15 protein-coding genes are annotated in these 21,493 nt (G+C 46.9%); 9 read left to right on the top strand and 6 right to left on the bottom strand.

From position 1 onward, the window contains the following. Positions 1-199: 199 nt before the first annotated feature. The 7 genes from ADIS_RS00360 (at position 200) to ADIS_RS00330 (ending at position 8,048) form a co-directional block, all read left to right on the top strand. Positions 200-2,002, top strand: coding sequence for a c-type cytochrome (locus ADIS_RS00360; RefSeq protein ID WP_010852240.1), 1,803 nt, complete (start codon positions 200-202; stop codon positions 2,000-2,002). Between the two features lie 387 nt (positions 2,003-2,389). Continuing rightward, positions 2,390-3,106: an ABC transporter ATP-binding protein gene (locus ADIS_RS00355; RefSeq protein WP_010852238.1), complete on the top strand. Its 717-nt coding sequence runs from the start codon at positions 2,390-2,392 to the stop codon at positions 3,104-3,106. Between the two features lie 181 nt (positions 3,107-3,287). Next, positions 3,288-3,836: a cob(I)yrinic acid a,c-diamide adenosyltransferase gene (locus ADIS_RS00350; protein WP_010852237.1), complete on the top strand. Its 549-nt coding sequence runs from the start codon at positions 3,288-3,290 to the stop codon at positions 3,834-3,836. 5 nt (positions 3,837-3,841) lie between these two features. Beyond that, positions 3,842-4,909 (top strand): branched-chain amino acid aminotransferase, encoded by a 1,068-nt coding sequence (locus ADIS_RS00345; RefSeq protein WP_010852236.1) that lies wholly within the window; start codon positions 3,842-3,844, stop codon positions 4,907-4,909. A 127-nt stretch (positions 4,910-5,036) separates the two neighbouring features. Then, positions 5,037-5,546: a hypothetical protein gene (locus tag ADIS_RS00340; RefSeq protein ID WP_155906962.1), complete on the top strand. Its 510-nt coding sequence runs from the start codon at positions 5,037-5,039 to the stop codon at positions 5,544-5,546. A gap of 88 nt (positions 5,547-5,634) precedes the next feature. Next, positions 5,635-6,736 (top strand): peptide chain release factor 2 gene (gene prfB / locus ADIS_RS00335; protein ID WP_155906960.1). Its coding sequence is split into 2 segments (ribosomal slippage): positions 5,635-5,694 and positions 5,696-6,736, totalling 1,101 coding nucleotides; the frame shifts between segments, so codons are not numbered across the junction. Positions 6,737-6,839: 103 nt separating this feature from the next. After that, complete coding sequence (locus ADIS_RS00330) at positions 6,840-8,048, top strand: MFS transporter (protein WP_010852233.1); 1,209 nt, start codon at positions 6,840-6,842, stop codon at positions 8,046-8,048. Here the strand turns inward: ADIS_RS00330 and hslU are convergent. The 5 genes from hslU to ADIS_RS00305 form a co-directional block, all read right to left on the bottom strand. Then, positions 8,028-9,419: an ATP-dependent protease ATPase subunit HslU gene (gene hslU / locus ADIS_RS00325; RefSeq protein ID WP_202900537.1), complete on the bottom strand. Its 1,392-nt coding sequence runs from the start codon at positions 9,417-9,419 to the stop codon at positions 8,028-8,030. The two genes, ADIS_RS00330 and hslU, sit on opposite strands and share 21 nt — an antisense overlap. A gap of 21 nt (positions 9,420-9,440) precedes the next feature. After that, positions 9,441-10,421 carry a type IX secretion system protein PorQ gene (porQ, locus tag ADIS_RS00320; RefSeq protein WP_010852231.1) on the bottom strand — a complete coding sequence of 327 codons (981 nt, stop codon included), beginning with the start codon at positions 10,419-10,421 and terminating at the stop codon, positions 9,441-9,443. A 25-nt stretch (positions 10,422-10,446) separates the two neighbouring features. After that, on the bottom strand, positions 10,447-12,936 hold the full coding sequence (gene lon / locus ADIS_RS00315; protein WP_010852230.1) for an endopeptidase La: 2,490 nt from the start codon (positions 12,934-12,936) through the stop codon (positions 10,447-10,449). A 250-nt stretch (positions 12,937-13,186) separates the two neighbouring features. After that, positions 13,187-14,506 (bottom strand): RIP metalloprotease RseP, encoded by a 1,320-nt coding sequence (gene rseP / locus ADIS_RS00310; RefSeq protein ID WP_010852229.1) that lies wholly within the window; start codon positions 14,504-14,506, stop codon positions 13,187-13,189. A gap of 1 nt (position 14,507) precedes the next feature. Then, positions 14,508-15,671 carry a 1-deoxy-D-xylulose-5-phosphate reductoisomerase gene (locus ADIS_RS00305; RefSeq protein ID WP_010852228.1) on the bottom strand — a complete coding sequence of 388 codons (1,164 nt, stop codon included), beginning with the start codon at positions 15,669-15,671 and terminating at the stop codon, positions 14,508-14,510. 252 nt (positions 15,672-15,923) lie between these two features. Here ADIS_RS00305 and ADIS_RS00300 point away from each other — a divergent pair, with 252 nt between their 5' ends. Beyond that, positions 15,924-17,402, top strand: a complete 1,479-nt coding sequence (locus ADIS_RS00300; protein WP_035804108.1) for a S1C family serine protease — start codon at positions 15,924-15,926, stop codon at positions 17,400-17,402. A gap of 22 nt (positions 17,403-17,424) precedes the next feature. Here the strand turns inward: ADIS_RS00300 and ADIS_RS00295 are convergent, their stop codons facing one another. Then, positions 17,425-17,817 carry an HIT family protein gene (locus ADIS_RS00295; protein WP_010852226.1) on the bottom strand — a complete coding sequence of 131 codons (393 nt, stop codon included), beginning with the start codon at positions 17,815-17,817 and terminating at the stop codon, positions 17,425-17,427. Positions 17,818-18,197: 380 nt separating this feature from the next. Here ADIS_RS00295 and ADIS_RS00290 point away from each other — a divergent pair, with 380 nt between their 5' ends. After that, positions 18,198-21,428 (top strand): response regulator, encoded by a 3,231-nt coding sequence (locus ADIS_RS00290; protein ID WP_010852225.1) that lies wholly within the window; start codon positions 18,198-18,200, stop codon positions 21,426-21,428. Positions 21,429-21,493 lie beyond the last annotated feature (65 nt).

The raw sequence follows: 21,493 nt of genomic DNA, 5'->3' as shown, positions 1-21,493 counted from the left end.
CCACCATGTCCATCGGTGTATATTTTTAATCCAAAAAACCGTTACCTACCCATCCATTTCGCATTTCTTCTACCTTTCATAGAAATACCTCCGTAAAACCACCTCGCCATCTATTGAATTATACCAACATACTGGCTAAATTACGAAACATAAGCAAGAAAAATCACCAACGCTGAGCCACTCAATCACCTTTGATCCCATGCGCCAACCCGTTCTTGGATTATCCTTTATGACCCTGATGTTTCGGGGTCCAGTATCTGTACTTATCCTAACCGTTTTTCTCCTGACCGGATGCGGTCCGGAGACATCCAATCTACCGGAATCAGACCCCGATAACGGAGGACTAATACTTCCGGGAGGCTTTGAAGCACTGACCGTCATAGACAGTGTCGGGCTTACCAGACACATCGCTGTTACCGAAACAGGAGACATCTATGCAAAATTACGTTATTCCAGAGATGGCCTTGGCGGGACGGTGGGAATCCGCGATACCGACGGGGATGGACGGGCGGATTCTGTGGTGCGATTTGGAGATTACGAGGATGTCGGCGGATCTGCGGTGGGTGTGACCATTCACAACGGCTACTTGTATACCAGCACCGTTCGCCAAGTATTGCGTAACAGGCTCATACCGGGGGAATTAATCCCCAGTAGCCGTACTGAGGTAATTCTGACCGATACCGATCCAAACGTGGCACGAAACTGGCACACCACCAAGCCCGCCGCTTTCGATGGAAAAGGCAATATGTACATCCCCTTTGGATCGCCCTCCGATGCGGGACAGGACATTACCTTGTATGGCCCCACAGGGATACCAGAGGGCAAAGGCTTGGATCCCACGCCCGAGCGGGAGATGCATGCCGGAGTTTGGAAATTTGATGCCAATCGGGAAAACCAGGTTCAGACGGACGGTGTGAAATTTGCCACAGGCCTACGCAGTATCGTTGGCTTGGCCTGGAGTCCATTGGATGACCACCTTTATGCGGTCGTAAACGGTATCGACAATTTTCATACGATGTATCCAAAAATCTTTAGTGCATGGCAAGCAGCCGTACTTCCCTCCGAAATCTTAGCCAGGGTGAAAGAAGGTTCGGACTTTGGATGGCCATATGCATATTATGACCAATTGCAGGGAAAGAACGTTTTGGCTCCCGCCTACGGAGGGGATGGCAATATGGTAGGCAGAGCTGCCAACTTCGACGACCCGGTTATCGGATTCCCCGGCCATTGGGCACCTATGGAAATCCTCTTCTACCGTGGAGATCAATTTCCGGAAAGGTATAAACAGGGGGCATTTGTGGCTTTCCACGGATCGACCGACCGATCCCCCTATCCGCAAGCAGGATATATTGTTTGCTTTGTTCCGATCAAAGATGGTAAAGCGGACCATTGGGAGGTCTTCGCAGACGGTTTTGCGCGTGTTGACACAGTAGAAAATACCAGCGATGCCGTGTACAGGCCCATGGGACTCGCCGAAGGCCCAGATGGTTCACTGTACATCTCTGAATCCAACAAGGGTAGGATCTGGCGGGTAATGTACAAAGGAGAAAAGAAGAAATTCGGCGATCGCGAGCTCGCTGATATGGTCAAAAAAACCGAAAACAAAACCTATATTAAAACGCCGATCGAAGGACAGGACAATCTGGATAAAGGTAGCGTACTGGAAGGGGGAATACTCTACAATACCTATTGTGCCACCTGCCATCAACGGGATGGAGAGGGCGACAAAAACCGCTTTCCACCCTTGGCACAATCCGAAAGGGTTCTTGGGCCGATTGAACCCTTGGTAGATGCCATTCTAAACGGTCTACAAGGGGAAATCACGGTACGTGGAAAAACCTACAACGGTTATATGCCACCCCATGAAAATATTTTGGATGACCATGCAGTGGCGTCGATCAGCACTTACATTCGCAGCCGGTGGGGAAATAAAGCAGGACCAGTAACTCCCAGCGAGGTTAGCAAAATCCGCGCCGCAACCCGAAGTGATAAGCCGCTATGATGAGCACGGCCAACAGGATCAATTTCCTATAACTAAAAGTAATTTCCATACTCCAAACTACTGTAGACTAATCACCTAGGCAAAAAGCCTATAGTCCGCCTGCGATCAAAATCAGGGGGGGGGGTAGTTCGGTCTATTCAGCCCCTGATATGTACGAACGTATATCCTCAATCAGATTTGCAAGGATGGGTTGTGGATTTGGTCACAATCCTTTTCGCCAAATATGAAACCCTCCTTTCTATCTAAAAAATCTATCGGGTACGTAGGAATTCATTGCCTTAACTCCCACTGTTAAAATCGGCAGAAAGAGGCCTTTCTAAAAATAACCAATCCCGTGCTTTTTTTGCCCATAAAGCCTTATCTTCACGGTTTAAAAGGCAGGAAATCATGGCTACCATTATTGAAACCAGGAATATCCAGAAAACCTACCGGATGGGGGTGGAGGAGGTTCAGGCACTCAAATCCATCAACATTACGATAAATCGGGGTGAATACGTGGCGTTCATGGGGCCGTCAGGATCTGGAAAGTCCACACTAATGAATATTATTGGCTGTTTGGATACGCCTACGGCTGGTACTTACACCCTGAATCAGAAGCTGGTAAGCGACATGAGTGAGAATGAGCTGGCCGAAGTTCGAAATAAGGAAATAGGCTTTGTATTCCAAACGTTCAACTTACTGCCTCGGGCCTCCTGCTTGGAGAATGTAGCGCTTCCTTTGATCTACGCTGGTTACGGAAAAGCGGAACGATCAGAGAAAGCATTTTTGGCATTGAAAAGCGTGGGACTGGAAGATCGGGTTCACCATAAACCCAATGAGCTTTCGGGCGGCCAACGACAACGGGTTGCCATCGCGAGGGCGTTGGTAAATGATCCGAGTATAATTTTGGCAGATGAACCCACCGGAAATCTAGACTCCAAGACTTCTTACGATATCATGGACCTTTTTCATGAACTCCACCAAAAAGGAAATACCATCATTATGGTGACCCACGAAGACGATATCGCCCATTATGCCCATCGCGTTATCCGGTTGAGGGATGGCCTGGTAGAGTCAGATAACGTCAACCCCAGCCCAACGACCGGGAAGCGCGAACTGGTTTAAAACCATCTCAACGCTACGAAGTTTTAGCAGCATACCGTTGTGTCAATGAATTAATTCAATCAATTGGGTATTGCCAGAAAAAACAAACACATGAAATCGAGCATGCCGCAAGCGACACAAGGAGGAACGATTGTAATACGTGCGAGATTCCATGTGACCTTTGAAAAACAATTATAGACACATGAAAATTTATACCAAAACTGGAGATAGCGGAGAGACCTCCCTCTTGGGTGGCAACAGGGTCAAAAAATCAGATCTGCGTATCGATGCCTATGGAACCGTCGATGAACTGAATTCCTTTTTAGGTTTGCTTAGGGATCAAGAAGTCAATCTTCATCGAGCTGCATTCCTCAAAGATATACAGGACCGGTTGTTTACCATCGGTGCTGACTTGGCAACGCAGGAAGGGGCCAAAAACGTCAAAAAGCCGGATTTGGATCCTTCGGATGTACTAGCCTTGGAAACGGAGATAGACGGTATGGAGGAAAATCTGGAACCACTTCGTAATTTTATACTGCCCGGTGGGCATCCCTCCGTATCGATAGCCCACTTGGCTCGAACTGTCTGCAGAAGAGCGGAGCGAAGGGTTATTGAACTTCACGCCTTGACCTCTGTAGACGAACAAATTATAAAATACCTGAACCGTCTCTCCGATTACTTGTTTGTATTGAGCAGAATGATGGCAAAGGAGCTGAATGTAAAAGAATCTATTTGGACGCCTAGAAATTAAACGCTATGAACAATACCATAGAAATTCAAATCACGAAAACGGCTTCGTCAAAATTACCCCAAACGGATTTTGACAACCTCACCTTTGGGCATGCGCTAAGTGACCACCTTTTCGTGGCCGACTATTTTCAGGGAGAATGGCATAACCCGCGCATAGAGCCCTATGCGCCTCTTAGCCTTAACCCTGCCAACGCAACACTGCATTACGGGCAGTCCGTCTTTGAAGGCCTAAAAGCCTACAAAAACGAGGCCGGAGAAGTGCTAGTTTTCCGGCCGGACGCCAATTTTCGTCGACTTAACGAGTCGGCCAAACGGATGTGTATCCCCGAAGTGCCGGAGGAGTTGTTCATGGATGGATTGGCCAAATTATTGGAATTAGACCGCGAATGGGTACCGTCGAAACCTGGCTGTTCCCTGTATATCAGACCCTTTGTGTTTGCAACCGATGATTTTCTGGGAATCCGTCCATCCCAGAAGTACAAATTCATGATTTTGACCAGCCCTGTTGGGCAGTATTATGCCAAACCGGTAGCTGTGAAAGTTGAAACCCACTTCAGTCGGGCGATTGAAGGGGGCACAGGATATGCAAAAGCAGCGGGAAACTATGCTGGGTCACTCTATCCGGCCATGTGCGCACAGAAAGAAGGCTACGACCAGCTGCTGTGGACAGATGGCAAAACCCATCAACACATTGAAGAGAGTGGCACGATGAACGTAATGTTCGTGATCAATGGAACCCTTATTACCGCTCCAACCACTACTGGAACCATCCTAAAAGGAATAACCAGGGACAGTGTGCTGACATTGGCCAAGGAAATGGATATGCCTGTTCAGGAGCGTTTCCTGAGCGTGTCGGAATTGAAAGAAGCCCTTGAGAACGGGACTATGCAGGAAGCGTTTGGAACAGGCACAGCAGCAACCATCGCCCATATCCGGCTGATCCATATTGATGGCAATGACTACAGCCTTCCCGAAAAGCCACGGGATGCATTTTCCAACAGGGTTTTACATAAATTGGACGCTATCAAGTACGGAAAAGAAAAGGACCCGTACGGTTGGGTGTATAGGTATTAAAAAATACTCGTAAACAATGGCACCTTTCTGCCACGGCTGGTTATCACCAATGCTGTATGGAAAGGTGCCTTTTTTATTACTTCGCAACAACCTATCGAAAATCATGCGGAAACCCATTCGAATAACCTTGGTCCTACCATTAATCTCGTTACTCCTGGTCGCCTACTCTCACGGCCTGCTGGCGCAGAACTATCTGGTACTTCAAAAAGGAGAAAACCAAAAAACACGGATCCAGTACCAGGTGGGCGAATCAATTACCTACAAACTCAAGGACATCCCCTATTACATGACCGACATCATACGGGAAATCCAGTCCGAGCACCTTTTGTTTGGGGAAAACATCGTAGCTCCGTGGCAAATTGAAGTGATTGATGTCAGTGCCAAAGATGAGCGAAACAGTACTCTTCGTAATCTTACCTTGCTGCCCGCAGCGGCGGCTTTGCTCCTGCTAACAGCGGAAACGGTGAATAGCCTGTATGCAGATGGCAGAGTTGAGATTAGCCAAACATCTCTCGTGATTTCGGGCGGACTGCTGGGGTCGGCACTTATTATGTCCCAGGTTCGATATCGTAAGTTTAGATTAAAGGGAAGACGCAAATTATTGGTCCTTTCCCAAGAGGACTGGACAAAGCCCTAGCCGCTCTAGTTCATTTTTGGATATTCTACCACATAAATAGGTATTGCCTGTAAAAATTCGGAAATTTGCCTTTCAAAAAAACCCAATCATGACACAAGACCAGTTGAAAGACTTGAAGGCCCGCGTTTTGGCCTTGAGGAGGTATCTTTGACTACGATCGTAAGAAAGCCGAAATAGAGGAGTTTGAAGCCATATCCGCCCAGCCAGATTTCTGGAATGACCCGGAAGAGGCGGAAAAGATTATGAAGCAGATTCAGGCCCGAAAGGCATGGACTTCTTCGTTCGAATCATTGGAAACCCACTTGGGAGACTTAGACGTGCTGTACGAATTTTACAACGCCGAAGAGGTTTCCGAGTCCGAATTGAAATCTGAATTCCAACAGGTAAGCAGGAAACTGGAGGACTTGGAACTGAAAAAGATGCTTAGTGGCGAGGAAGATCAACTCAACGCCATGTTGGAAATCAACCCTGGTGCAGGAGGCACGGAAAGCAATGATTGGGCCTCCATCCTGATGCGAATGTACATCATGTGGGGAGAAAAAAACGGTTACAAGGTTCGGGAGGTGGATTTGCAGGAAGGCGAAGTTGCCGGAATTAAATCTGTCACCCTGGAATTTGAGGGGCCACTTGCTTATGGATTTTTGAAATCAGAGACTGGGGTACATCGGCTGGTACGTATATCCCCCTTTGACAGTGGGGGCAGGCGACACACTTCCTTTGCGTCGGTATATGCCTACCCGGTAGTAGATGACACCATTGAGATCGAAATCAACCCTTCTGACATAGATTTCCATACCTCGAGATCGGGAGGTGCCGGAGGACAAAACGTAAACAAGGTAGAGACCAAAGTACAGCTGACCCACAAACCCACCGGTATCGTGGTGGTTTGCCAAGTGGAGCGTTCACAACTTGCCAACAGGGAAAAAGCCATGCAAATGCTAAAATCCCGGCTTTATCAGTTGGAAATGGAGAAGCGTAACGCCGAACGTGCCAAAATCGAGTCCGGTAAAATGAAGATAGACTTCGGTTCCCAAATCCGGAACTACGTTTTGCACCCCTATAAACTGGCCAAAGACGCCCGAACGGGCTATGAGACCTCCGATGTGCAGTCCGTATTGGACGGCAATCTCAACGAATTCATTAAAGCCTACTTACTCGCCCAAAGCGAAGAAGAGGCAAAGCGTGACTGACAAACATCCACCCTACAGGCCATCAATCCTGTAGGGTGGATTTACTGTATTCAACCCTTGGGACATCAAGAACGGATCCGAACCGACGGGAGATAAACGAAAAATGCACGTGGAAACTCGACGGCCAGCCATCTACAACCTGAATTTTTTCCTGCTGTGCACCAGCTACTTTTTGTTCTTCACCAGTTTCAACATGATCATACCGGAGCTACCTGCTTACCTAACCAGTTTGGGCGGGGAGGATCACAAAGGATTGATTATATCCCTCTTTACCCTTTCGGCAGGTTTATCCAGACCCTTTTCAGGAAAACTGGCCGATCGAGTAGGACGAATCCCCGTCATGGTTATTGGCGTGGTAGTCTGTGTTGGGGTAAGTCTCCTCTACCCGATACTCACTACGGTGGGTGGATTTTTGTTTTTACGTTTCCTGCATGGATTCTCGACCGGATTTACACCCACCGGATCTTCCGCGTACTTGGCAGACATCATCCCATTTCAAAAAAGAGGAGAAGCCATGGGCATTCAATCGCTTTTTGGATCTTTGGGAATGGCCGCAGGGCCCGCACTTGGTGGGTACATAGGGGGAATATGGGGCGTAGAACCCCTGTTCTACCTTTCCGCAGCTATCTCCTTTCTTTCAATTGCCATCTTATCCCATTTGAAAGAGACGCTACAAACCAGGGAAAAACCTAGGTGGAGCCACCTGAAACTATCCAAATCAGAGATAATTGAAACAAGAGTTTGGGCACCCTCATTGATTTTGGTGTTCTCCGTATTTTCTTTTGGAGTCGTACTTACCGTGATTCCCGATTATTCTGACCACCTGGGTCTTGAGAACCGAGGACTGTTTTTTGCTGTGTTTACCATTTCTTCCTTGGCCATCAGGGTTTTGGCAGGGCGGGCATCCGACAGGTTTGGCAGGATACCTGTACTGAAAGCCGCCACACTCACGATGGTGGTTGCGATGTGGGTGGTAGCAGAAGCAAAAAGCACCAGCATGCTGCTTGTGGGAGCTGTATTGTACGGATGTTCGATTGGAATGAACAACCCGACCATCACTGCCTGGACCGTAGATCTGTCCCTTGAGCGTTTCAGAGGAAAGGCACTCGCGACCATGTACATAGCGTTGGAAGCAGGCATAGGGCTGGGCGCGTTGGTGTCTGGTTGGATTTTTGCCAATCAGGCAGAAAACTTCAGTGCTGTTTTCACTGCAAGCGCGGCAACCGCCGGGGTCGCATTTCTCCTGCTATGGTTTATCCCAAAGACCAAAGACCCCCACACCCCCAAAAAATCACAGGATGTATTGGGATAGATCTCTGTTTTTCACCAACGAGCTCAACCGGTCATTTACCATCTCACGGGTAATCATGATCCTGCTGTTTGCCCCAATGGTATCCGGTACTTCAAACAAAAAGTCGCTCAAAAGATGGCTCATGACCGTATGTAGACGTCGGGCACCAATGTTTTCCACTTCCTCGTTGATCCGAAATGCCAATGCCGCAAGTTCTTGGATAGCCTCATCGGAAAACTCCAAATACACCTCCTCTGCCTCGAAAAGTGCCGCATACTGTTTTGTTAGCGCGTTTTTCGGCTCCTTAAGTATTCGGTAAAAGTCCTCCTGCGTCAAACTGGACAGCTCAACTCGGATAGGAAACCTTCCCTGCAATTCCGGAATAAGATCCGATGGCTTGGACACATGGAAGGCTCCCGCAGCTATAAACAATACGTGGTCTGTATGGACCATCCCATATTTTGTGTTGACTGCACTTCCTTCGACGATCGGCAGCAAGTCGCGCTGTACCCCTTCCCTACTCACGTCGGGTCCAGAACCTCCCCTACCGGATTTGGAGACAATTTTATCGATCTCATCGATAAAAATGATTCCGTTGTTTTCGGCTAGCCGAATGGCCTCTTCTTTGACCTCGTCAAAATCAATCAGCTTTGAGGCCTCCTCCTCCATCAGCAGCTTTCTAGCCTCCCGTATGCTGACCTTTCGCTTTTTCGTACGCTTGGGCATCATATTGTTCAGCATATCCTGAAGACCAGCCATACTGGCTTCATCCATCATACCATTTCCTATCATCCCGATACCGGCAGAGGGTGACTGCTTGACGCTGATTTCCACCTTTCGGTCTTCAAGCTCTCCTTTACGAAGCTTTTCCCGAAACTTGTCACGGGTCCGCTCATTCAATTCCTGCTCAGAGGCTAAATCCGGGTTAAAACCCGCCTGCATGGAGGGAGGAATGGTGCCTACAGATGCTCCCTTAACGGGAGGAATCAAGATATCCAACAGGACATCTTCAACCAGCACCGCTGCTTTCTCCCTTACTTCTTCATTTTTCGCTTCCTTTACCAACGTGACAGCCTGCTCAACCAGATCCCGTACCATCGACTCTACGTCCCTGCCCACATACCCCACCTCGGTAAACTTAGATGCCTCCACTTTAGTAAACGGAGCCTGCGCAATTTTGGCAAGCCGTCGAGCTATCTCGGTCTTACCGACACCGGTGGATCCTATCATCAGGATGTTATTGGGAACGATATCTTTTTGAAGGTCAGATTTTACCATCAACCTCCGTATTCTATTTCTCAAGGCAATGGCGACATTCCGTTTGGCATCGTGCTGACCGATTATGTACTTGTCCAGCTCGGACACTATTTGTTTTGGCGTTAGATTCTCCATGTCATTATTCAAATGCAGATATTAAAACTTTCTCAGCGACTGTAAGTTCGTATGTATTCCCACTATGTGTGCTGTGCCCGCCACCCGGTAGCCAGCGAGGGCATAGGATAGGGCGAACGCCCGGCTCCGCAACAAAAACCCGCCGGAAAAACCTCCCAAGCCCCTGCCGTTCCAACCGGAAAACTCCTGTCGCAATAGGTAATTGTAGCCCAATCGGAGTTCAACGGATTCCTTAATAGGGATCTCCGCTCCAAAAACCAGTCTTCTAAATACCCGATCTGTAAACCGTCCTTCTACGGAAGGCTCCAATACATTGGTTGAAACCAACGGCGTATCATACAGGAGGTTCCTAGCGGTAAGGTGAAAGCGCATCGGCATGTTTTCTGCTTTATAAGCTATACCTACCCTCAAATCGGCAGGAAGCCTCAATCGGGCGTCCTCCAAATAATCGCTCAGCACCCATCCCACCTGCTTTGCAACAATGGAAAGGGCTAGATCCTCCAAGGGGTGTCGATAAAGAATTCCAATATCAAACGCCGCGGCATAGGCTTGGTAACTTTCCAGTACCGAACCCATCAATTTTAGGTTCAGGCCGTAACGGAAAACACCCCGCGTGGCCGCCAGCGCAGCAGTAAGCGCAAACTCACTGGCATGAAAGGTTCCCAAGGGAAAACCTACCTCATCGTACCCTTCAAATTCCCCGTAATTTACAAACTGCATCCCGATGGCGGCAGAAACCGGCTTCCCGGCTTTGAAATTGTACCCGGCAGTTGCAAATTGAATATCACCGGGAAAATTCAAATAGTGTACGGAGAGTGTGCTTTCGTCTAAGGAATCCAGCAAGGCGGGGCTGGACAGAAACATCAAGGGATCGCTTACCGAGGTAATATTCACACCTCCCAGACCTGCCAAACCCGTAAAAGACGGCTGTTCGGTAAAGCCAAAGGCACGTTGGGCCACTTGGGCATTCAGGGAACAGGGCCCCGACCCTACGAGTACCATTAACAAAGCGGCTAGGTGCTGAAGCCTAACAATCACCAGATGTGACCCTTTGATTATCAAAGGTGAATGAAATGGAATCATCGACCAACTCATCCAGTAGCGCCAATTGAATAACCTCTTGCACATGGTCTACCAAATGGAAAGTGATCCCTTTAAGGTAGGAATCGTCGATTTCCTCTAAATCCTTCCGGTTCTTATTGCAGAGAATAATATCGGTAATACCTGCCCGCTTGGCTGCCAGGATCTTCTCCTTGATGCCACCCACAGGCATTACTTTCCCTCTTAACGTGATCTCGCCCGTCATCGCCAGCCTATTTCGTACTTTTCGTTGCGTATAGACGGAGGCAATGGCCGTCAGAATGGTGATACCCGCAGATGGGCCATCTTTTGGTACTGCTCCAGCAGGTACGTGTATATGTAGGTCGTAGTTATCAAATACCCTGTGGTCTATGCCGAGCTTGTCAGCTTTTGAACGGAGATAGGAAAGAGCCGTCATCGCCGATTCCTTCATCACCTCTCCCAACTGACCGGAAAGTGTAAGCTTCCCTTTTCCCTTGCTCAGACTGGCCTCTATAAACAAAATCTCACCCCCTACAGAGGTCCAGGCAAGGCCGGTTACTACTCCTGGTACGCTGTTGTCTTGATAAAGCTCCTTATCAAATACTTCTCCACCCAGAACCTTACGAACCATAGCTGGGGTGATCTTTTTTTGGTACGCTTCTTCCATGGCAATGGACTTGGCCACATTACGGGTTACCTTTCCGACCAACCGCTCCAAATTTCGGACTCCGGACTCCCGGGTGTAGTCCTCGATTATTTTTACCAGCGCTTCCCTGCTGAACTGAACATCTTTGGCCTTAAGCCCATGTTCCTTTCGCTGCTTCGGAATCAAATGGCGAACCGCAATCTCCACCTTTTCCTCTAGGGTATATCCCGTCACCTCTATGATCTCCATTCGATCCCGAAGTGCGGGTTGCAAGGTCTCTAGGGTATTGGCAGTGGCGATGAACAAGACCTTGGAAAGATCATAGTCCACCTCTAGGTAATTATCCACAAATGCACTGTTCTGCTCGGGATCCAATACCTCCAAGAATGCAGATGAAGGATCTCCCCTAAAATCAGAACTAAGCTTATCAATTTCATCCAACACGAATACGGGGTTAGAGGTCTTGACCTTCTTCATATTCTGGATAATCTTACCGGGCATAGCGCCTACGTAGGTCTTTCTGTGCCCCCTGATTTCTGCTTCATCATGGAGCCCGCCCAACGACATGCGCACATATTTTCTGCCCAATGCCTTCGCTATTGACTTGCCCAGTGAGGTTTTACCTACGCCCGGAGGACCATAAAGGCAAAGAATCGGCCCCTTCAGGTCATTCTTCAATTTCAAAACCGCCAGGTATTCAATGATCCGCTCCTTGACTTTTTCCAGTCCGAAATGATCCTTGTCCAGAATATCTTTGGCACGTTTCAGGTCAAAGTTATCCGTGGTAAACTCATTCCAAGGGAGCTCCACCATCACCTCCGCGTAATTCAACGCGATCGGGTATTCCGCGGCGGAAGGATTCATCCGGAGGATTTTGTTTACCTCCTTTTCAAAATGACTCCAAACTTCCTTGGGCCACTTCTTTTTCCGTCCCCTTAACAGCAGATCCTCCACTTCCTTCTCGGGCCCTTCTTCCCCAAGTTCGGTTTGAAGAACCTTCATCTGCTGACGCAGAAAATAATCGCGTTGCTGCTGATCTATATCCGTATGTACCTTTTTTTGGATCTCACTTTTCAACTCCAGCATCTGAATGTCCTTCATCATGAGCTCCAGCAAAAGAGTGGCCCGATCGATGCCATCGTTGATTTCCAGCAGCCGTTGTTTGGATTCTACCGGCGCATTGATATTGGAAGAAAGAAAGTGGGTTAGAAAAGGCGTACTATCGATATTGTCCAGTGCCACCTGTGCCTCTCGGGGGATTTCCGGGTTCAATTGGAGAATCTTGAAGGCGGCCTCCTTTAACGACTGCTCCAAAGCTTCTATTTCCTTGTTGTTTTTTGGAAAGGATTCCTCCAGGTAATCTACCTTCGCGACAAAATAAGGATCATCAGACACTTCTTCACGGATCTTAAACCGCTTTTTTCCCTGTATAATGATGGTGGTGTTACCGTCCGGCAATACGATCATTTTAATGATCTTGGCCAGCGTTCCTACATTGTAGATATCCTGCCATCCAGGGTCGTCCTGATTGGGGTTTCGCTGGGCACAGACGCCGATCAGCTTGTCTCCCCTCTGGGCTTTTTTAACCAAACGGATGGATCGCTGCCTTCCCACCGTAATGGGAATAACAACACCCGGAAAAAGAACCGTATTACGAACGGAAAGAATTGATATTTCGTCTGAATAACTATCTGCTTTCAAACTATCGTCCTCCTCTTCGTCATCTGTAATTAAATGAATAAGCTCACCCTCCCCTGAATAGTCTCCCAACAAGAATGATTGATATAGTTGATTTCCGAAATTGCTCATACAGTCAATACGACAGTCTTCATGTCACTTTTTATAGAATATCGGACATCACGTCCCTAAAATAATACAAAACAAGTAAAACAAGCCACGTGCCAATATGTGCTTAGACACAAATTGGCAGCGACGGTTTCAAGTTAAAACTTTCTTATTCAAAAACAAAAATAGAACCCAACCTTTAGCCAAGGTAAAACAGGCAATGCTACCTGTAAGATCGATGGATAAAGAGAGTTTATATCTTGGCAAAAAGGTCTTAGCTTCCTACGAACAACTTCAAGATATCGTTACCGATCGCGAAAACCATGATCATCAGTAAGATGACCATACCCACCTTTTGTGCGTTTTCCAGAAACCTGTCAGAGGGGGCTCTTCCGGATACCATTTCGTACAGGAGAAACATAACATGTCCCCCGTCCAACGCAGGGATCGGTAGAAAATTCATAAATGCCAAGATCATGGAAATCAATCCAGTGATAGACCAAAACTTGACCCAATCCCAGGAGGATCCATATATTTTGGCCATACCGATAGGACCGCTCACATTTTTGGCAGACACCTCTCCCGTAAACATTTTGCTCATGGCTTTGGCATTTACGATCACTACACCAAATGCCCTTTGTACCCCCAGCGGTACCGATTGGGCAAGCGTATAGCTTTTTCTAACAGGTTCCAGCAGGCTGGCAACGCCAATACCTATGGTGTTATTTTCGCTGACATCAGCCATCAGGGTAAGTTGCTGCCCATCCCGTTGTACCACTACCTCTACCTGCTGATTTGCCTTGTCTTTAAGCGCTTGTTGAAGATCGTCAAAATAGACTATCTGCTCTCCGTTTATCGCCACTATTCGATCTCCCCGTAGTATTCCGGCTTTGGCAGCCCCCTGATTCGGCGCTACCTCACCCACTTCAAACGGAAAACGGATCTGAATAAACTTGGACATACTTTCCTCGTTGGAGAAGGAATTGATAAAACCCCTCGGTATGGCCACCTGAATTCTTTCTCCGTCACGATCAACTGTATAAAACCCATTATTGCTTAGCAGAGCGGAACCACTGCTCAAATCGTTAATGGATTCATAGGGCTGTCCGTTTATGTCAAGGATCCTGTCACCGGTTTTCAACCCAATCTGCTCTGCAATGTCGTAGGCGACAATCCCATGGGTCAACACCTGATCCCTTGAATAGTAGGTTTCCCCTCGATTGTATACCAAAAAAACAAAAATAAGGATGCCCGTTACCACATTGACGATGATACCACCCAACATGACGATGAGGCGTTGCCAGGCAGGCTTGGATCGGAACTCCCAGGGCTGGGGCTCAGACCCCATCTGCTCGGTATCCAAAGATTCGTCCACCATACCGGAAATCTTCACAAAGCCCCCTAGCGGAATGGCTCCAATAGAGTACTCTGTCTCACCGTATTTAAATCCGGCGATCTTTGGGGGAAAGCCAATGGAAAATTTCTCCACCCGCATGCCAAACATTTTTGCAGCCAACAAATGTCCCAACTCGTGCAGCCCTACTAAAATCGACAACCCAAGCAGCAACTGCCCCACCATTATCAGCGTTTCCATATTATATTTTTTCGATTAATTTCTTGGTTAATTTTCTTGTCTCGCTATCCGTTTCTACGAGGTCTTCCAAAGCCGGCGACTTTATAAAACCGATTTTCTCCAAAGTCTGTTCAATCAGCTCCGACATTTGCAGGAATCCGACCTGATCCTTTAAAAAAGCCTCTACCACTACCTCGTTGGCCGCATTTAGGACACAGGGCGTATTCCCCCCCGCCTTTAACGCATCAAAGGCTAGCTGTAAATTTCTAAAGGTCTGAAGATCGGGTTTTTCAAAGGTAAGATTAGGATAATCCGCAAAATTAAACCGGGGAAAATCTGCCTTCAAGCGATCAGGATAGGAGATCGCAAACTGAATGGGAATACGCATATCTGGCAGACCAAGTTGCGCTTTGATGGAACCATCTTCAAACTGAACGAGGGAATGCACGATCGATTGGGGATGCACGACTACATCAATTTGATCCGAATTTAGTCCAAAAAGCCATTTAGCTTCTATCACTTCCAATCCCTTGTTCATCATTGAAGCTGAGTCGATGGTGATTTTGGCTCCCATATCCCAATTGGGGTGCTTTAGTGCCTGCGCTTTGGTAACCGACTTAAGGTACTGGCTGTTCCTTCCCCGAAATGGCCCCCCGGACGCGGTCAGTATGATCTTTTCGATGGGATTATGAAACTCCCCGACCAGGCATTGAAATATGGCCGAGTGCTCAGAATCAACCGGATAAATATTTACTCCCTTCTCACTTGCCAGAGCGGTGATAAGTTCTCCGGCTACTACCAGCGTTTCCTTGTTTGCCAATGCTATCGGCTTTCCCGCTTCAATGGCACGAATGGTTGGGATCAATCCTGCATAACCCACCAGCGCGGTGAGCACCACATCAATACTCTCCATTTCGACCACTTGCGCAAGTGCTGACTCGCCAGCGTACACCTTTATGCCCCTGGGTTGCAATACCTCCTTTACCTGCTGATAGGAGGATTCATTTCCAATTACCACGGCATTGGGCTCGAACTCGAGTGCCTGTTGAATCAATAAATCTGCGTTATTTTGGGCGGTGAGTACCTCTACCTGAAATGAGTCACCTTGATTCCGTATCACATCCAGTGCCTGAGTACCTATGCTGCCTGTGGAACCCAGGATGGCTACGTTTTTCTTTTTTGACATTTAGTTTGATTTACCTCAGCGTCAACCCTCGCCAGTCCGAAAGGTTGGACGAAATACGCTGTCATTTTTTAGCATCGACTGACAAATTTACAAGGTAAATGGCGTTTTTCGCTTTTTTTTGCCCGCTTTTTCCTGCATATTGTTTTTGGTATGGTATTGGTTTGATCGCAAAACCGTAGAATACGTTTCACGTATGCAGAATTAATCGGTTTTTATGATCACTGGAATCTGATCGGATAAGTTTTAGGAAATATGCAAAAACATTTCATTACAGGCGTAATAGCCCTGATTGGAGGGATGGCAGGTGCTTGGCTGTATTTGACGGTAGTAGAACTACCAATCCAAGCTTCCTCTTCGGTTTTTTCCGACCATCCGTCCTGGAACCAACAAACTAATTGGATGGACGGAATTCGGGAAAGCGGATCAGAAACCACCGCTTCGTCAAATGGGTCGGGAACAATGGATCTCCCGGTTTCTTTCGTAGAGGCCTCCCGCAAGAGTACAAACTCCGTGGTCTTTATCAAGAATTTCTCCGGAACCGACACCAGGCGCTACAGTATTTTTGACTATTTCTTTGGCCAGGGAGTTCCACAGCAGCGGGTAAGTACCGGTTCGGGTGTGATTTTGTCCAAAGACGGCTATATCATTACAAACAATCACGTAATAGACCGGGCAGAAACCATTGAAGTGGTGCACCAAAAGCGCACCTACCAGGCCAGTCTGATAGGTGCAGATGCCAATACCGACATCGCCGTATTAAAAATAGAGGCGGAAAATCTTCCAGCCATACAGATAGGAAGCAGCCGGGAACTACAAATTGGGGAGTGGGTCATCGCTGTCGGCAATCCATTTAACCTTACCTCCACGGTAACTGCGGGTATTGTGTCGGCCAAAGAAAGGCAGATCAATATCATGGGAGGCGAATTCCCCTTGGAGTCCTTTATCCAAACCGATGCTCCTATCAACCCGGGCAACTCTGGTGGCGCTCTAGTGGACGTGGAAGGGAAACTGGTAGGTATCAATACCGCCATTCTTTCCAGAACTGGTTCCTATACAGGGTATGGGTTTGCCGTGCCAGTAGACATAGCCACCAAGATTGCCAACGACCTGATAAAATATGGCGAAGTGCAAAAAGCGATTCCCGGACTCGAAGTAGTCGAGATTACCCCAGAACTGGCAGAAGAAATGAATCTTAAATCGCTCGATGGGGTGATCGTTTCCCATGTGGTACGGTCCGGAGCGGCTGAAAAAGCAGGCCTGCAGCGAAACGACGTGATCCGATCCATTAACGGTATCAATATCACCGGAAAAGGCAGCTTTGAAGAGGTGCTGTCTTACTTTTACCCGGGGGACGAGATTCGCATGAGCTATCTTCGTGAGAACAATAGTAGAAATGCCAACCTGACGCTGCAAAACCTATTGGGAGGGACCGGGGTTATCAAACGGGAATTTTATACATCAACCCTGCTGGGGGCTAAGCTTGAAACCATTAATGCCCTGGAAAGAGACCGGCTAAACATCGATTTCGGGATCAAGATATCTGGCATGACCCGTGGTTACCTAAGGGATCTGGGTCTGGGCAACGGTTTTGTGATAACCCAGTACAATGGAGAGCCTGCCAAGGATCCAAAAGCGTTCGGCAAGTTTCTGGAAGAATTCAGCGGTAGACTGCGGTTGGAAGGATTGGCCCCAAATGGGCAACCGTTTATGCAATCCTACAATATCCGCTAACGAAAATTTGGAGGCTGTTCATTTAAAAAGCCGCTTTGATCAAAGCGGCAGTTTCCTCCATTACCCTGGAGTCCAGCTTCAGTTTGGGTCTGGAAAAGTTGATGTCTCCCATACCTCTCAATGGAACCAAATGGATATGCGCATGTGGTACTTCAAGGCCAATTACCGCCACGCCAATTCTGGTACAGGAAATAACCGATTCCTGTGCCCTTGCTACCCTTTTCGTAAAAGCCATGAGACTTGCATAGTCCTGCTCATCTAAATCAAAGAGGTAGTCTACCTCCAATTTGGGCACTACCAGCACGTGTCCCTTTACCAGTGGCATAATATCCAAAAATGCAATGTTGCGCTCGTCCTCAGCTACAATATATCCGGGAATCTCTCGGTTGATGATTTTTGTAAAAATAGAAGACATAAAATCTGTTTTTGCGGTGATTGAAATAACTTCGCCTATCTTTTTTAAAGACAGGCAATTACCAATTTCTTGAAATTCTGTTGTAACAACAGCAACAGTCCGCCCAACCAGTCTAGGAAGCTGACCCGCTACCAAAAGGGAGGATGCGCTAGAATACGAAGATAGTAAATTTTCACTATCAAAATCATTTTAGACAACGAAGCAACCAAGCTTATAGCGGTATTCAACCTAAAGGATTCGTTTGAAACCTGTGTTCCCGACCAATAAAATAGACAATGATTTAAATTAATAATAGCTTGTGATATACCTGACAATTCCAAAAATCCCACGTATATTGCTTACTGACAGCTTGCTAATTTACTCCCTTTTTTAAATCCTTTATGAATTCTAAACAGCCCACAAGTGAGAGTATAGCACTACTTCAAAACCTTCTGGACAATACTTCCGATGCCACCCAGGTTTGTCTTGAAAATGGCAACCTATTTTACATAAACAAAGAAGCCTCTAAACGACTGGGAATCAAGCCAGATGAAGTAAAGAACTACCACGTTTGGGATTTTGAGGAACTTTTTAGGGATAGGTCGGTTTGGTTTGCCCATGTGGATGAGTTGAAAAAAATGCCCCACATGATCATAGAAGGCACGAACTTCAATCAGGTAACCGGCAAAAAGTTCCCCGTGGAAGTTACCGTTAAATTCATTGAGATCAATGGACAAGGGTATGTAGTAGCCAACTCAAGAGATATTTCGGAACGTAAAAAAGTGGAAGAGCAGCTACAGTACACAAATGTGTTTTTGCGTAGGGCTATGAACATGGCCAATATGGGCTCGTGGGAATTGGAACTTGCTTCGAACATACTAAAATGGACTGAAAACCTCTATAAGATCCATGAACTTTCGCCCGATACACCGATAGATTTGGAAAAAGCACTTGGATTTTATAACAAGAAGGACCAAGCAACCATCCAACGCAAGGCAGAGGAAGTAATTCTTACGGGTAAGGAAGGAGAGTTTATTGGCAAGATCCACTTAAAGGGGAAACGATTTAAATGGGTAAAGTTGAAAATACTCTACCTCAAAGAGCAAGGGAAAGGAGAAAAGATAATCGGACTTACGCAGGACATCACAGAAGAACGCCTGGCTAAGATGGAGGTAGATAGGCAGTTGGAACTTCAACAACTGATGATCGATATTTCTTCAACCTACATCAACACCAACGTACAGGATCTGTCCCGAACCGTCAATGAGTCCTTGAGCCGGATCTCTCTTTTTGTGAATGCCGACCGAGGCTATGTTTTTGCCTATGATTTTGGAGAAAACACCACCTCAAACACCTATGAGTGGTGCGCCGATGGCATCACGCCCGAGCTGGATAATCTACAAAATCTCCCCCTTGACTTGATTCCCGATTGGGTAGAACAGCACAAGCGCAGTATGACGTTTGAAGTCGGTGATATCGACACCCTAGAAAATCAAGATCTCAAGGACATCATCGAGCCGCAGGGCATCAAGACCCTGATAGCCCTACCGATGGTACAAGGAAATACGCTTATGGGCTTTGTAGGATTTGATTGGGTGAAAGAAAAACACGCCTTCCAGGATGCAGAGAAAAAACTATTGAAGATTTTCGCAGACCTATTGGTGAGTGTGGAAACCAAAAGTAACCTAGAGCGGTCGTTGGTAAGGGCAAAGGAGGAAGCTGAGAAATCCAGCCGGGCCAAATCAGAGTTCCTGGCCAATATGAGCCACGAAATACGTACGCCCCTGAATGGGGTAATTGGGTTTACAGATCTGTTGATAAACACTAACCTGTCTGATGTTCAGCTTCAATATGTGCAAAGTGCCAATTCATCTGCCCATTCGCTTCTCGGCATCATCAACGACATCTTGGATTTTTCAAAAATCGAAGCCGGAAAGCTGGAATTGGAAGAAATCGAAACCGACATCATCGAACTGATAGAGCAGACCGCAGACATTGTCAAGTTTAACACATCGTCCAAAGACCTCGAGTTTCTGCTGAATATCCAGGTGAACATCCCCAATTTAATAGTCGTTGATGCGATCCGGCTAAAACAGATCATGGTAAATCTACTCAGCAACGCAATAAAATTCACGGAAAAAGGCGAGGTTGAGTTAAAGGTTTCGTTCGAAGCCGTTGAAGAAAACCCAAATGTGGGAAGATTTACCTTTTCTGTAAAGGACACAGGTATCGGTATTTCCGCTGAGCAACAGGAGAAACTGTTCAAATCCTTTTCCCAGGCCGATTCTTCTACCACACGAAAGTTTGGGGGAACAGGGTTGGGCTTAGTTATTTCGCAAATGATTGCAGAAAAAATGGGTTCCGGTATCCAACTGGAAAGCGAGGTAGGTAATGGATCTACCTTTTTCTTCACAATAGAAAGGCCTTTCCTTACAAAGAAAGATGCTGTCGTTAGGGAGTTTTCAAGTATCAAACGAATTTTAATTATAGACGACAACGCCAACAATAGGAGAATTCTGCGCGATACCCTTCACCATTGGAAGATTGACACTGAAGAGGCTGATAACGGGTTGAGTGCCCTTCGGCTTCTTCAAGAAGAAAAGCATTTCGATATTTTAATCGTTGACTTTCATATGCCTTTTATGGATGGACTTATGACCATTGCAGAAGCCAATAAAATTATCGGTAAATTTAAAGGAAAAAAACCAAAGATTATATTATATAGCTCTGTTGATGACGTTCAGTCTGATGAACGCTACCAACAGGTGGAAGTTGATGCCAAGCTGATCAAGCCGGCAAAAATATCTGAGTTGTTTAACTGCCTCTTGAGTCTAGCCGAGGAGAAAGTCGGTTTTTCTGATTTAACAAGCAAAGAAAGTAAGTCCTTTGACCTCAAGTCAGGTGATTCATTAAAAATCATGATTGCAGAAGATGTATCCCTCAACATGATACTGCTGAAAACGATCCTACGCGCAAATTTCTCCAATTGTCAAATTATCGAAGCAAAAAATGGCCAGGAAGCTATTGACTTCTACATGCACCATTCGCCTGATTTGATCTTCATGGATGTGCAGATGCCCATCAAAGATGGATACCAGGCTACGCAGGAAATAAGAACACTGGAACAGGAAAGCGGAACCCACACCCCCATCGTTGCACTCACAGCCGGAGCACTTCTCAGTGAAAAAGAAGCGTGCCTTTCTGCGGGAATGAACTATTTCATGACCAAACCGCTCGACAAGCAGAAGATATTGGATCTGGTAAGAGAGATTTTCGATACGGACACAGAAAAGGATCCTCCGCTTGCTCCGGATGAATTTGACTATGATGGGCTGCTGGAGACACTTTCCGGCGATCGGGATTTGCTCATCAGCATTATGAACGAGGGATTTTCCGAGATCGAGGAGAGCCTGAAGCGACTCAGATCCGCTATCATGATTGACGAAAAAGAGAAAGAAAGCCTACTCCACAAGATTAAAGGATTGTCCGGAAGTCTAGGCATGCAGCGCTTTGCCGCGACTATTGAAGATATGGAAAACATTACGGATCCGGTACAGCTGATTGGCCGATGCAAAAAAGCCCAGATCGCATTCGAACAAATAAAATCCAAGATAGAGAGGAAGTTAGGATAGCTCCGTGTTGGATTTGATGGGCAGGAATTCAGCTTAAAAATAAATTAGCGTGATGCTCTGATTTT

Source organism: Lunatimonas lonarensis (assembly GCF_000390185.1).
GTDB classification, from domain to species: domain Bacteria; phylum Bacteroidota; class Bacteroidia; order Cytophagales; family Cyclobacteriaceae; genus Lunatimonas; species Lunatimonas lonarensis.
The sequence above is the reverse complement of the archived record's forward strand: the minus strand, read 5'-3'. Positions and strand labels throughout refer to the sequence as shown.

Coding starts and splice junctions, on each gene's coding strand:
- ADIS_RS00355 (WP_010852238.1), top strand. CDS start 2,390: ATGGCTACCATTATTGAAACCAGGAATATCCAGAAAACCTACCGGATG.
- lon (WP_010852230.1), bottom strand. CDS start 12,936: ATGAGCAATTTCGGAAATCAACTATATCAATCATTCTTGTTGGGAGAC.
- ADIS_RS00295 (WP_010852226.1), bottom strand. CDS start 17,817: ATGTCTTCTATTTTTACAAAAATCATCAACCGAGAGATTCCCGGATAT.
- ADIS_RS00300 (WP_035804108.1), top strand. CDS start 15,924: ATGCAAAAACATTTCATTACAGGCGTAATAGCCCTGATTGGAGGGATG.
- ADIS_RS00330 (WP_010852233.1), top strand. CDS start 6,840: ATGCACGTGGAAACTCGACGGCCAGCCATCTACAACCTGAATTTTTTC.
- rseP (WP_010852229.1), bottom strand. CDS start 14,506: ATGGAAACGCTGATAATGGTGGGGCAGTTGCTGCTTGGGTTGTCGATT.
- ADIS_RS00360 (WP_010852240.1), top strand. CDS start 200: ATGCGCCAACCCGTTCTTGGATTATCCTTTATGACCCTGATGTTTCGG.
- porQ (WP_010852231.1), bottom strand. CDS start 10,421: ATGGTACTCGTAGGGTCGGGGCCCTGTTCCCTGAATGCCCAAGTGGCC.
- hslU (WP_202900537.1), bottom strand. CDS start 9,419: ATGGAGAATCTAACGCCAAAACAAATAGTGTCCGAGCTGGACAAGTAC.
- ADIS_RS00305 (WP_010852228.1), bottom strand. CDS start 15,671: ATGTCAAAAAAGAAAAACGTAGCCATCCTGGGTTCCACAGGCAGCATA.
- ADIS_RS00290 (WP_010852225.1), top strand. CDS start 18,198: ATGAATTCTAAACAGCCCACAAGTGAGAGTATAGCACTACTTCAAAAC.
- ADIS_RS00345 (WP_010852236.1), top strand. CDS start 3,842: ATGAACAATACCATAGAAATTCAAATCACGAAAACGGCTTCGTCAAAA.
- ADIS_RS00350 (WP_010852237.1), top strand. CDS start 3,288: ATGAAAATTTATACCAAAACTGGAGATAGCGGAGAGACCTCCCTCTTG.